The 13666-nt window shown below is 41.9% G+C and carries 8 protein-coding genes and 2 pseudogenes; 7 read left to right on the forward strand and 3 right to left on the reverse strand.

Features of this window, described 5'->3' with window-relative positions:
• Positions 1–11: 11 nt before the first annotated feature.
• The 4 genes and pseudogenes from VB654_RS07580 to ndhD1 all read left to right on the forward strand — a co-directional run bounded on the left by VB654_RS07580 (position 12) and on the right by ndhD1 (position 5096).
• Complete coding sequence (locus VB654_RS07580) at positions 12–2099, forward strand: NAD(P)H-quinone oxidoreductase subunit 5 (protein WP_323213057.1); 2088 nt, start codon at positions 12–14, stop codon at positions 2097–2099.
• A 95-nt stretch (positions 2100–2194) separates the two neighbouring features.
• Positions 2195–2401, forward strand: a pseudogene (locus VB654_RS07585) (IS701 family transposase); the annotation flags it as partial.
• Positions 2402–2786: 385 nt separating this feature from the next.
• Positions 2787–3074, forward strand: coding sequence for a hypothetical protein (locus VB654_RS07590; RefSeq protein ID WP_323213058.1), 288 nt, complete (start codon positions 2787–2789; stop codon positions 3072–3074).
• A gap of 450 nt (positions 3075–3524) precedes the next feature.
• Entirely contained in the window at positions 3525–5096 is a 1572-nt protein-coding gene (gene ndhD1 / locus VB654_RS07595; RefSeq protein ID WP_323213059.1) for a photosynthetic/respiratory NAD(P)H-quinone oxidoreductase subunit D1, read from the forward strand.
• A gap of 214 nt (positions 5097–5310) precedes the next feature.
• Here ndhD1 and VB654_RS07600 read toward each other — a convergent pair whose 3' ends face one another.
• From VB654_RS07600 to VB654_RS07610, 3 genes are all read right to left on the reverse strand, one after another.
• Positions 5311–5550, reverse strand: coding sequence for a hypothetical protein (locus tag VB654_RS07600; protein WP_323213060.1), 240 nt, complete (start codon positions 5548–5550; stop codon positions 5311–5313).
• Between the two features lie 188 nt (positions 5551–5738).
• Complete coding sequence (locus VB654_RS07605; RefSeq protein WP_323213062.1) at positions 5739–6248, reverse strand: phosphate-starvation-inducible PsiE family protein; 510 nt, start codon at positions 6246–6248, stop codon at positions 5739–5741.
• A gap of 90 nt (positions 6249–6338) precedes the next feature.
• Positions 6339–7253: a tetratricopeptide repeat protein gene (locus VB654_RS07610; RefSeq protein WP_323213063.1), complete on the reverse strand. Its 915-nt coding sequence runs from the start codon at positions 7251–7253 to the stop codon at positions 6339–6341.
• 379 nt (positions 7254–7632) lie between these two features.
• Here VB654_RS07610 and VB654_RS07615 point away from each other — a divergent pair, with 379 nt between their 5' ends.
• The 3 genes and pseudogenes from VB654_RS07615 to VB654_RS07625 form a co-directional block, all read left to right on the forward strand.
• Positions 7633–8877 carry a hypothetical protein gene (locus VB654_RS07615; protein ID WP_323213064.1) on the forward strand — a complete coding sequence of 415 codons (1245 nt, stop codon included), beginning with the start codon at positions 7633–7635 and terminating at the stop codon, positions 8875–8877.
• Positions 8878–9519: 642 nt separating this feature from the next.
• Positions 9520–12963, forward strand: coding sequence for a response regulator (locus tag VB654_RS07620; RefSeq protein ID WP_323213066.1), 3444 nt, complete (start codon positions 9520–9522; stop codon positions 12961–12963).
• A gap of 65 nt (positions 12964–13028) precedes the next feature.
• A pseudogene (locus tag VB654_RS07625) lies at positions 13029–13666 on the forward strand (hypothetical protein); the annotation flags it as partial.

Consider the following 13666-nt stretch of genomic DNA (forward strand, 5'->3'; position numbering starts at 1 on the left):
AAGCGTCAGTGATGGAAGTAATCTATGAATATGCCTGGCTAATTCCAGTATTTCCGCTTTTAGGGGCAATGCTGGTTGGTCTAGGATTAATTTCTTTAAATCAGGTGACAAACCGCCTGCGACAACTCAACGCTGTATTGATCATCTCCCTGATGGGAGCAGCTATGGGTTTCTCGTTGGCCTTGCTGTGGAGTCAAATTCAAGGACACGCTCCTTACCTCCGCACCCTGGAATGGGCAGCAGCAGGCAATTTTCACCTGAGTATGGGCTACACTATCGACCACTTAACAGCCCTGATGCTGGTGATTGTGACCACGGTAGCGTTATTAGTCATGGTCTACACCGATGGCTATATGGCTCATGATCCAGGATACGTCAGGTTTTACGCCTATCTCAGCTTATTTGGTTCCTCAATGTTGGGTCTAGTAGTTAGTCCCAACTTGGTACAGATTTACATATTCTGGGAACTAGTGGGGATGTGTTCTTACTTGCTAGTCGGCTTTTGGTACGATCGCAAGGCCGCAGCAGATGCTTGTCAAAAGGCGTTTGTCACTAACCGGGTGGGTGACTTTGGTCTGCTACTGGGCATCTTAGGACTGTTCTGGGCCACAGGAAGTTTTGATTTTGGTGTGATGGGCGATCGCCTGGCACAACTAGTAGAAACAGGTTCTATCAGCAACTTCCTCGCCATCTTATTGGCGATTTTGGTGTTCTTAGGGCCAGTGGCGAAATCCGCCCAATTTCCTCTCCACGTCTGGCTACCAGATGCAATGGAAGGCCCCACCCCCATTTCTGCCCTAATTCACGCTGCCACAATGGTAGCAGCCGGTGTATTTCTGATAGCCCGGATGTACCCCGTATTTGAACACGTCCCAGCCGCCATGAACGTCATTGCCTTTACCGGGGCATTTACGGCGTTCTTAGGTGCAAGCATTGCCATGACCCAAAATGACATCAAAAAGGGTCTAGCTTACTCCACCATCTCCCAATTAGGCTACATGGTGATGGCGATGGGATTAGGCTCATACAGTGCGGGATTGTTCCACCTGATGACTCACGCCTACTTTAAGGCCATGTTGTTCTTAGGTTCCGGTTCTGTAATTCATGGTATGGAAGGTGTTGTCGGTCATGACCCCGCTTTAGCGCAGGATATGCGCTTGATGGGCGGAATGCGGAAGTATATGCCAGTCACCGGGATTACCTTTTTGATTGGTTGCTTGGCCATTTCTGGTGTGCCACCTTTTGCCGGTTTTTGGTCAAAAGATGAAATTCTCGGTAATGCTTTTGAAGCCAGCCCCCTGCTGTGGTTGATTGGCTGGTTAACTGCCGGGATTACAGCTTTCTATATGTTTAGAATGTACTTCATGACATTTGAAGGCAAATTCCGGGGTACTGACGAGAAAATCAAGGCTAAACTCAAAAAAGCCGCCACTCCAATGGTTGTGGAATTAGATTCAGCCGCACTAGCACCTAATTTTGGTCCTGGGGCGATGAAAAAAGGAGAATTAGCAGCAAATGCTCATGATTCCCACGAACACCACAGCGATACCCCCCATGAATCGCCGTGGACGATGACTTTGCCTTTGGCGTTGTTGGCTATTCCTTCAATGTTGATTGGTTTGGTGGGGACACCTTACGCTAATTACTTCGAGGAGTTTATTTTTCCCCCTAGCGAAACCCTCACGGAAGTTTTAGAAAAAGCTGCTGAGTTCAACCCGACGGAATTTTACGTCATGGCGGGGGCTTCAGTGGGTATTTCCTTAATTGGCATTACCTTGGCTTCGCTGATGTACCTGCGGGGTAAAATTGACCCAGCTGCGATCGCATCTCAAATCAAACCACTTTACGATCTATCCCTCAACAAGTGGTACTTTGATGACATTTACCATCGTGTCTTTGTTTTAGGCTTACGTCGCCTAGCTAGACAAGTGATGGAAGTTGACTTCCGCGTTGTAGATGGTGCTGTTAACCTAACAGGCTTTTTCACCCTAGTGAGTGGTGAAGGTCTGAAGTACCTAGAAAACGGTCGCGCTCAATTCTATGCCTTAATTATCTTTGGGGCTGTTTTGGGTTTAGTGATTGTTTTCGGTGTCACTTAGTTTTCTCAGGGGTGGACGGCTGTCCGCCCCGACATTTTTTTATCTTCATGTAGGCTGTATTTCATATCGATAATAAAAAATCCAACTAGAAATATATAGAAAAGTTAAAAATCATTAGGTTAGAGCTAATTTTACAGGTTCTAAAAGGCAGATAAATTATTTTAATTAGTCAACAAAGAAACTTAGAAAAAGTTGAGAATAAAATCGTGGTATTGACAGCTTATAGTGTATTCTGCGGAATAATTTTTCCAGTGCTGTTTGAACCATACAACCCTCGTAAAAGCTTAAAGCCAGAAGATAAGTAATGATTTCTACTTTTCCTCTGCCTGGAGTTACAGAACAGGGATAAAATGGTTTTTTTGCATCGCAAGAAGAAAGTCCGTTGAAGAGAAGACCATTATGAAGATTAGGCGATATCTTTTGGGTCAATGGATTGGTACCTCGTTCATCCACTGGCCTTTCATCTTTTTTGGCATAAGTTTGTTTGTGTCTCTGCCCGTAACCTTGACTTTAAATACCGTTGCCATCGTTCTTTTGAGTCTTTTATCGAGTTTAATTGTCTGCTTTTGGACGTTCTATCTCATAGGGTGCTATTTGCACCGGAGCGCAAGATGGGTGCTGCGATTTCGATTGCGAGTTGGTGAGGTCATTTATCTTATGGGGCGGGGAATCACGTTGATTACAATTATGCTTGGTGGGGTCGGTGGGTTTACCACTTTGGTGGCACAGTTGCATCGTTGGCAGCCAACAGATCCCTACGGATTTTGGCTGCTGTTGGGACTGGCGATCGCCCAAGGATTGCAGCACTTTGTCTATAAATTCACGTCTAGTAGCTCTTCTCGTCCCGATGGTTTACTCGATCAAATTGGCACACATAAGGCAATCGATTGGCAATATCCCATCGGAGGTTCTATTGGCATTGAGCTACGACGTTTGCGACGGCTCCACTTCACACAACTATACTACGCAAAGTAGAGACACAATTAGGCTTAAGTCTAGTCAAGGTCTGTAGGCAAGTTTTCACCCTTACTACCAGATTTCTGCTCTGGGAAACCAAAACTAAAAAGCGGAACGGGATGGCTTTAGCTTCATGTGTAGCAACAGTTTAGAATCCCCGTCCATTTATGGCGGAGAGAGGTCAATAACACCTAAATAATCATCTGAGAATGTGTTATTTTCATATTTTCATTAAATTTGCTATTTAGTGTATAACAGATAGCTTACTTGCTTAATTTGAGGCAATTGGCAGGCAGTTTACCCGTAAGATCACGCTGGTTGACAGATGTGGTCTAAGTCATCTGGGAGGATGGGGGATTGCCAATTTGATTAAATCAACCTAACAATGAAGGGAAAAGTGCAAAAAAACTGTTAGTTAATAACTAGTGACTTTTTGCCAAACATAATTCTGATTGCAGACGAATTGCGATGAATACAGTTAATTTCCCGTGGCTGACGACCATTATTTTGTTACCGATAGCCGCGTCGCTACTGATTCCCATCATCCCAGATAAAGACGGCAAAACAGTGCGCTGGTATTCCCTGATTGTGGGGTTAATAGATTTTGCACTAATTGTTTACGCTTTTTCTACTGGCTATGACTTCTCCAATCCAGATTTGCAGATGGTAGAGAGTTACCCCTGGGTGACTCAACTGGATTTGAATTGGTCGGTAGGGGCAGATGGCTTGTCCATGCCTTTAATTATTTTGACTGGGTTTATTACCACGCTGGCGATTTTAGCAGCTTGGCCTGTCACCCTCAAGCCAAAACTATTTTATTTCTTGATTCTGGCGATGTATGGCGGTCAAATTGCCGTGTTCGCAGTTCAAGATATGCTGTTATTTTTCTTAGTGTGGGAACTGGAACTGGTACCGATTTACTTTCTGCTGTCGATTTGGGGAGGCAAAAAGCGACAATATGCAGCGACTAAATTTATTTTATACACCGCAGGTGGGTCGTTGTTTATTTTGCTGTCTGCCCTGACAATGGGATTTTACGGCGATACGGTGACTTTCGATATGCACGCCCTCGCCTTGAAGGATTTCGCCCTCAATTTTCAGTTAGCATTATATGCTGGGTTCTTAATTGCCTATGCAGTCAAACTGCCGATTATTCCCTTGCATACGTGGCTCCCAGATGCCCACGGTGAAGCTACAGCCCCTGTACATATGTTGCTGGCAGGTATTTTGCTGAAAATGGGTGGTTACGCTTTAATTCGCATGAATGCCCAAATGCTGCCTGATGCCCATGCTTATTTTGCCCCTGTGTTAGTGGTTTTGGGGGTAGTGAATATCATCTACGCTGCCCTGACATCCTTCGCCCAGCGTAACCTGAAGCGGAAAATTGCCTATTCCTCAATTTCTCACATGGGGTTTGTTCTCATCGGGATAGCCTCCTTTACCGATTTGGGATTGAGTGGCGCAGTTTTACAAATGGTTTCCCACGGATTGATTGGGGCGAGTTTATTCTTCCTTGTGGGGGCGACTTATGACCGGACACACACCCTGATGTTAGATGAAATGGGTGGTGTCGGTAAGCGGATGAAAAAGATTTTCGCTATGTTTACTACTTGTTCAATGGCTTCTTTAGCATTGCCAGGAATGAGTGGTTTCGTAGCAGAATTAATGGTGTTTGTTGGCTTTGCCACCAGCGATGCTTATAGCTCCACTTTTAAAGTTATCGTGGTGTTCTTGATGGCTGTGGGAGTAATTTTAACTCCGATTTATTTGCTGTCGATGTTGCGGGAAATTTTCTATGGTGAAGAAAATGAAGAATTAGTTTCCCACCAAGCTTTGATTGATGCTGAACCCCGCGAAGTGTTTATCATTGCTTGTTTGTTAATACCTATTATTGGAATTGGGTTTTATCCCAAGTTACTAACTCAGGTGTATGACGCGACAACTGTACAGTTAACAGCGCGGTTGCGTGATTCTGTGCCGACTTTAGCACAGCAAAAAGTAGCAGAAATTTCTCTGCGCGCGCCGGAAATTGCTCGTTAAGTAGTAGTTGATAGTTGAATTTTATATTGCTGTAAGGGCGGGTGATGCACCTGCTCTTTTTTTTGCGCTCACGCAGAGGCGCAGAGAGTTGGAGGTGAGAATCATCAAAGTGTAAAAATTAGCCACAGATAAACACAGATGTATGCCGAGAGATTATCTATGTACATCTGTGTTTTAATTGTGAATTACTTAGACTTTGGGATGAAGAATGAATTTACATCTTACCGTGCTGCATTACTTGTTGCAGATGGTGGCGAATTTCTTGCGCTTGTTCTATTTCAGACTTCCGCAATTTTTGAAATAATTCGACACAGGGCTGAGAGTTAATTTCCTGTGCATCTTTGATGTAGCATTCATAAGCTTTTACAGCTTCGGCTTTATTATGCAATACAGTGATGAAGTCATACTCTAGGTTGCTAATTGGTTGTTGAGATTGTCCGTTACCTGTAGTCATACATTTATTCTCCTTGAGTCTCCTGATTAATTTCTACTCATCCTCAAAGATTTATTCATCTCCCCAAAAGCGTAGGAAAAGATACACCTAAGAAGATTTTTACACGATGTCTTAGACTTCAAAATTTTTGGTTAATCTCTATCACCTAGTAGATGTCTAAATTCACACTTCTGTATCTTGGTGCGAATCTAGAATCTCTCTTCATCTTGCCTTTCTATACCTTCTTGATGGGTAATAGGGCAAAACTTTGTGTTAGCACTCATGCAATCCATGTGGGGTGTTTTGGCACATACCAGTAGTAAAGTACCCAAAACAAGCAACAGACCACAAATTGCTGCGGTTTGAACCCAAGAAATCTCTAAAGCTCCGTGAACTACGACTTCCCGCAGTAGGGATACAATTGTCACCTCAACTGCAACTCCCACAGAGATACTATGTTCTTGCAAGTAAACCATCAGTAGCCGAAATAATTCGACCAAAATCAATACAAATAGTATTTTTGCCGTCACTTGTTGATAGTTTAGTGACTGCATGATAGCCATAAATATACCCCACAACTGGATCAGCATGACGGCGAATAAACCCAAACACAAGACAATCACAATCAAGTCTTGGAAAGCTTCCATGTTGCGAACGATTGTATGCCGATCTAGCCAGCGATCGCAAAATAAAAATCTACTCTTGGAGCGCTTGTACATTTATTTTTTGATTTCCATTTGGTCAAGTCCAGACCACACCAACTAGTCTACCCGTTAATCTAATATTACGTAAAATTAAGCGATCGCGCCTCAGCGACGTTGGTAATTTAAGTTTTGTGCCTGTTGCCACAATTGTTCGGCATTTTTAGCCCATTGGGGGTTATTTTGAACAATATACAAATCTCTGGCATATTGCAAAACTTGTATTGCTTCTGCATACCGTTTCTGCTGCATAAAAACTAACCCTGCACCATAATAAGCATTGGGATAATTAGAATTAGCTTCGGCTGATTTTCTAAAAGCTTCTAATGCTTCTTTGAGTTTGCCTTGATTAAACCAAATTGTGCCAAGATTATAATGAGCTTCAGGATATCGGGGATTAATTTTAATGGCTTGGCGAAAAGCATCTCTGGCTTGATTTATTTTACCTTGCTGAAGATAAGATATTCCTAGATGATAAGGTGCTTCTGGTGCATTTCTACTATAGTCAATCGCTTTTTTAAAAGATGCGATCGCTTGCTCCCAATCTTGCTGCTGCTGTCGGACTAATCCCAAGTTATAGTGAGCAAAACCTAGCTTGGGATCAAGTTCTAAAGCTCGCTCTAAGTAATCAACTGCTTGCTGTAAATTATTTCCTTCTAATAATGCTCCACCTAAGTTAGCAAAGGCTAGAGCAAATTTGGGATCAACTTGGGTTGCTTGATAAAAGGCATCAGCAGCCGGCTTTAATTGTCCTGTTTGTCTGAGGGCTAACCCCAAATTATAATGTGCGGCTGCCAAACTTGGATCTAGCTGAATTGCTTGTTGAAAAGCCGCGATCGCATCTGGCACTCTTCCTGCCTGAATTGCCTGTAAACCTTGGTTTAAAAAAGTTGTGGATATTGGCAAACTATATTGTGCTAGTAAGGGTTTGGGGTAACTGGGCGATGGGAAAAGCATATTTTCACATAGCATTACCAAGCTCACTATCCCGACAATCCGATATTTATAGAATGATAATCCCATTGATTTGTAACTCGCAACAATAAATTAGAATTACGGGCAGATTTGCTAGTTCCCGTTTTCTTTGGTGTGGATGAACAAGACTATATTGGAACAGTGTATAATATTTAGACTGATTTAAAATTCAGTAGAGTTGCGATCGCTCAACCTCTGTATTGATTCTTGACACCAGGACTAAAGCATTTTCTAGCAGTCGTGGCAGAACTTGCTGATTTTTTTTGTAGTCACAGTTAAATATAAGCAATTTTGAATTTATTTAATTTCTTATGTTATATAAATAACAGTCCAGAGCTATTTCTCCATAATTATTTTATTGAATGTAGAAATGTGCGCTTTTGGCATTTTTCACTTCCAGCATTTGATTTAAAATCCATAAAAAAATATGTTGAATACAAGTCGCCGTCTTTGGAATCAATTTTTTCGGAAAGCTAGAAAAGTTAATAATGAACCACTGAATAAAGTAAGTTTAATTGTTTTGATTGTGGTTGATATTTTTATATTAATCAATGTTGTTATGGGATTGGATGATATTAGCAGATGGTATATTAGCCCATCACAGGCTGAACCATGTTATTCCCAGTGGCAAAATTACAGGACTAAAACTACTACAGATAAAGATTTTGAAATTATCAAAAATTCCTTCTTTGGTATAGACAATCCCCTGAGTCAAGAACAAATTTACCAACAAGTTGAAGAAAGACATCTGGGTAAAGTTTCTCAAACTTGCTTCCAGTATGCAAAATATCAAGAGCAGATTAATATCCCCCCCAACCAGCAAATTATCCAAAATATTGAGCAGAAGCAAATACAGGTTAGTCAATTTGAACAAAGTAATAGTAATATTCGCGCTCAATATGACTCCACACTTTTAGAAAAAATTGCAGGTCAGTCGCGTGAAAAATCGATTAATGTAGTCGGTGCGGAAAAGGCTAAACAAGAGTTAGATCAAAATAATCAGAGAATTTCTACACTCAAACAAGAAATCACTAATTTAAAAAATCAATTAGTTACAAAGCCGGAAAGTATGAATTTTTTAGGCTTTCTTCAGGAGGATAGTAACTTTAATCAAGTTGAAGTAAATTATCAGCAAGCGTCATTTTGGTATCCCAGTATTCAACTGGGTTTTCAGTCATTGTTTCTTGTACCACTGATTCTTGTAGCTTTATCAATTCATAACTTTGCCCAACGCCGAGAATATGGACTCATTGCGCTGATTAGTTGGCATTTGCTGGTGATCTTTTTTCTGCCTCTGATCCTGAAAATCTTTGAATTTCTGCAAGTCGGCGTATTATTTAGATTTACCTTTGATATCCTTAGCACTCTTTTGGGTGGTTTGTTGTTCCTCATCAGTTATGTTTATATCTTGCTGATCCCAATAGTTGGTTTTGGAATTATCCAGCTTTGCCAAAAAGTGATCTTGAATACTAAAGCCCAAGCAGTGAGGAGAATTCAAGACTCACGGTGTATCCAATGTGCTAAAAAAATTCGGACGCATGACACATACTGTCCCCATTGTGGGTACTATCAATACATTGAATGCCCAAACTGTCATAATTTGACTTATAAGTATCTATCCCACTGTCATCAGTGCGGCGCTTTCCAAGAGTCTAGTCACAATCACGCTTAATTTGGTATGGTAATTATCGCTGCCATTAGGAATTATGGTGCAGTGGGGGTTTCTGGCTTCACAAGGAGGAGCGATCGCCTATCGGATGGATTACTCAGCGCTGGTAAGTGCTAATCCTCATGAATTAAAGATGCCACTGATACTGATCTGAGTTACGATGCGGATTATTAGGTGGAAAAAGTTGTGTGTCTTATACTATACTTTTGCTTAAAATATTATCTATTGTAGGATAACTTACTATAATCATTCCCAGAGTAAATGAAATTTACCTGCAAGTGTTAGTGCAACAGCGGCAACGGGAAAACTTGAGTATATAGATCAATCTGGTTTTTGCAGCCAGTTTTGAGCGATATATCTATTAAAAGACAGTTGTCGCAGGAGATACAAGAAAATCTGGTAAAAAAATGATCAACCCTGTTACACCTTAACTAACTCAGCAAATTGCACTGCACTAGAGCAATTAGCAATCTGCACCAACTATATAAGTCCAATTACTGTGAGTAAATATTTTGATCCTCAGTACTCATGTAGCCAAATAACTTTATTGCTTAGAATGCTCTGCTCTTACCTGACTCAGAAACATTTCCACCTAATTCTTCGATTATTCTTTATCGGACTGCCGTTGCTGCAGGAAAGCAGTGCATGAAATCTCAAGTAAACAGTAAGCCTAAAATTTTAGTTGTTGACGACGAACCCGACAACCTTGACTTGCTATACCGTACCTTTTGCCGCGATTATCAAGTGATCAGAGCTATCTCTGGTCCGGCGGCACTAGATTTGCTAGAGCAAGAAGGAGATGTTTCAGTGATCATCTCAGATCAGCGAATGCCGATTATGACAGGTACGGAATTCTTAAGCCAGACAGCAACTCAATATCCAGATATTATTCGCATTATTTTAACGGGTTACACAGATGTTGAAGACCTGGTTGAAGCAATCAACGCGGGTAAGGTTTTCAAGTATGTCACGAAACCGTGGGAAGCAGATGAACTTAAAGGCGTAGTCAGACAGGCGCTAGATACCCACAATGTTCTTAAAGCTCGCACCCGTGAACTGACGCGCACTCTCCGTCAGGAATCACTGTTGAACGCAGTCACAAATACCATCCGCAGCGCCCTAGACTATCGGCAAATTTTACAAACAATTGTCAATACAGTAGGTAATCTGTTAGAGGTGGATGTTTGTCTTTTACGCCCCTTTCAAGATGGACAATTGATAGATGAAGGATTAATTTACCAGAAAGTTGCTACCTCACCCTCTGATCCTGCCATTTCGGTTTTGGCTCAAACTGTGTGGGAAACTCGCGAAGTACAGGTAATTTATGATGTAGAAGGTGATGAGCGCATTCATGGGGAAACACCAGAACTTTTGCAACGAGCCGAAGCTTTTGCTACAGCAAACATCTTTTCTAGTTTGATAGTACCCCTAATTTGTCAACAGGAATTGATGGCAGTGCTGGCTCTACACCAGTGTTTTCAATCTCGATCCTGGGATAAGGATGAGGTACATCTAGTCTTAATGGTAGCGGATCAAGCAGCCTTAGCCTTGTCTCAATCCTATGCCTACGAGCAGGTACGAGCCCTTGCCAAGAGAGAATCCTTAATTAATACGATCACCACGGCAATTCGTTCTAGCCTAGATCCTCAAGATATCTTTGCGGCTATTACTCAACAATTGGGACAAGCCTTAGAAGTTAATGGTTGTATGTTGTCTTTATGGGGGGAGGAAGATGAGTTTGTCCATTGTGTGGGCTTATATGATAGTTCTCACAAACCGGAAAATTCCCAATCTAACCCGCACGAAGGTTTAAATAGTTATATCCTTGTCAAGCTGGCATCGGCAAAAAAAGCACAAGCATCTATTCAAACAAGTCCGATTCTGCAAGAAATTTTGCGGACACAGGAGCCAGTGGTAATTAACGATATTAACCACTGTGCTTTAGAAGTTAAGGGTGTCGATTTGCCTTTGAAAATTCCAGCGCGATCGCTCATGGTAGTTCCCTTACTGGCTGATGGTCAATGTATTGGTAGTATTACCCTACAAGAATGTACTAAAGACCGTAAGTGGTTAGTATCCGAGATTGAACTAGCTAAAGCCGTAGCAGCTCAAGCGGCGATCGCAGTACAGCAATCACGCTTATACCAAAAAACTCGTGAGCAAGCCGAGCGCTTGTTAGAACTAGACAAACAGAAAACCGAATTTTTCCAAAATATTTCCCACGAATTCCGCACTCCCATCACCTTAATTCAAGGGCCTTTAGAGTCTGTGGTGGCAGTTGGTCAAGGATTATCTCATCAACAAAGTGCGATCGCACTGCGTAACTCCCGCCGCCTATTAAGACTGGTAAACCAATTACTAGATTTACAGCGTCTAGATGCTGGCCGAATGCAGCCCAGTTTCCGCCCCTGTGATTTAGTCGAATTTGTCAACCAAATCGTAGAATCATTCCGTCCCTACGGTGAAAAGAAGGGACTGCATCTAGAGACTCAAATGAGTGAATGTCCTCAAGTTTACTTGGACATGGAAAAATTTGACAAAGTGATTTACAATCTCTTGTCCAATGCCATGAAGTTTACTCCTGAAGGTGGCACAATCACCATCAAATTACAATCAACAGACAGCCATTGCAAATTGCAAGTCAAAGACACAGGAATTGGCATTGCTCCAGCACAACTTCCCCAACTATTTGAACGCTTTCGTCAAGCCGAAGGTTCAGAAAATCGCTCCTATGAAGGCAGTGGTTTGGGTTTGGCTTTAGTCAAAGAATTAGTAGAAATGCACGGTGGCAGAGTCACTGTAGACTCAATTTATGGCAAAGGTACAACCTTTACTCTCTGGCTGGTTACTGGTAATTCTCACTTACCCGTAGAGCAAGTAGTAACAACTTCTATGGAATTCAATCCGGCTCGCGCCAAAGTAGAATTAGCTGATTTAGAACTGGTCAGTTCAACCACAGAAGATATTGAAAATATTACACAAAACCTTTCATTCGATTCAGACACACGACACACTATTTTAGTTGTAGACGACAATCCTGATTTGCGGAACTATGTATCTGATATACTCCGCCGCAACGGTTATCGAGTCGAAACATCTAGTAACGGTTACGAAGGATTCAGTAAAACTCAAGAAATTGTCCCTAGCTTGATAGTGACTGATTTAATGATGCCTATGGTGACAGGCTTAGAAATGATTAGACTGATCCGCAATGAGGATAATTTACAAGGAACTCCAATCATTTTACTCACAGCCAAGGTAGATGAAGAAACCCGCATCGAAAGTACAGAACATGGAGCTGATGCTTATTTAGCAAAACCATTTAATGACCGGGAACTTCTCGCAGAAGTCAGGAATCTCCTAGCATTGAAAGCAAATGAACGGCGGGTTTTAGAGCTAAATACTTACCTTACAGAATCTGTGCTTAAACGTTTTTTGCCTCCTGTCTTGGTACAAAAAGCCGCAACTGGTACTTTAACCCTCGATTTGCGACCAGAACCGCATTTAATCACAGTTTTATTTAGTGACATTGTGGGTTTTACCCAGCTATCCAATACTCTCAGATCCCGACGAGTGGCAGAGTTGCTGAATGAATATTTAGAAGCCATGACCAAAGTTGTGTTTAGCAATGGCGGTACAGTAGATAAATTTATGGGAGATGCTATTTTAGCTTTATACGGAGCGCCGGAAGAACTCAGTCCCAATGAACAAGTACGTCGTGCTATCAGTACCGCCAGAGCCATGCAAAGCTCACTAGTTCAGTTAAACCAGCGTTGGCAAGAGCAAGGTGTCTTTGAAAATCATGCAGAAACAGGCGTACAGTTTCGCTGTGGTATCCACCAAGGAACGGCCGTTGTGGGGATGTTTGGTAGCGCTGAACGTGCCGACTATACAGCCATTGGTCCGAGTGTGAATATTGCTGCTAGGTTGCAAGCTGCGGCTGCTCCCGGTACTATTTTGGTTTCTGCGGCTGTGGCGGATTATTTACAAGAAGAAGAAATTACTAAAGGTAGTCCGTTAGAACTTAAAGGAATCGATGAAACAGTTCTCACCTTTGTGGTGACACCAAAAATCATCACTAATCGCTAAGATGGAAGCTGAATTTTGCAGTATGAATAATCAGCAAAATTGCCGAATCATCTTTGGGTTCAATTATGAAATCATCGGTTACGGACAAAGCACCAATTCCAGCCAATGAACGGAGACGGCAAACAGATACGCCGAGTTTATGGATTACTATTACCATAAGTTCAGTTTCTTTGCATTTGCTGGTTTTCTGGTTGATGCGCTCATCTAATGTTTTTCAACCGTGGTTTCCTGAGCAAAACCAAACTTTTGTTCCTATTGAATTTATAGAAATTTCTCCGACAACAGAATTAGTAGATAAATCTAACTTAGAAGCTGAAACAGACTCACCGAAATCATCCATATCTCCTCAAAAGTCGGCATCATCTTCTTCTCCAAAAACTTTTGTTGCACCAACTACACCTAGCAATGAAGATACTGAAACGATAAATTCTGATACTAGTCTCCTTCGTAAAAGTGAAAGCAAACTAGAAGCTTCTCAACCTGATACTCAAGTTTTTCCTGAGCAAAAAGTTTCCAGACCAACACCGACACCAATCCCAACACCGACCCCAACAATTCCCAAGAGTGATCTTCCTTGGAACCGTCGTGAGGAAGTGGTATTAGGACAAGGACAGGCACTACCAAGAGATATTCCGTCTATTCCTTCAGAACTACCAAAACTTTCTGAGGCTGAACAAGGCGAAACTGCACGCACTCTGGAAGA

This window comes from Nodularia sp. UHCC 0506, assembly GCF_034931045.1.
GTDB lineage: Bacteria > Cyanobacteriota > Cyanobacteriia > Cyanobacteriales > Nostocaceae > Nodularia.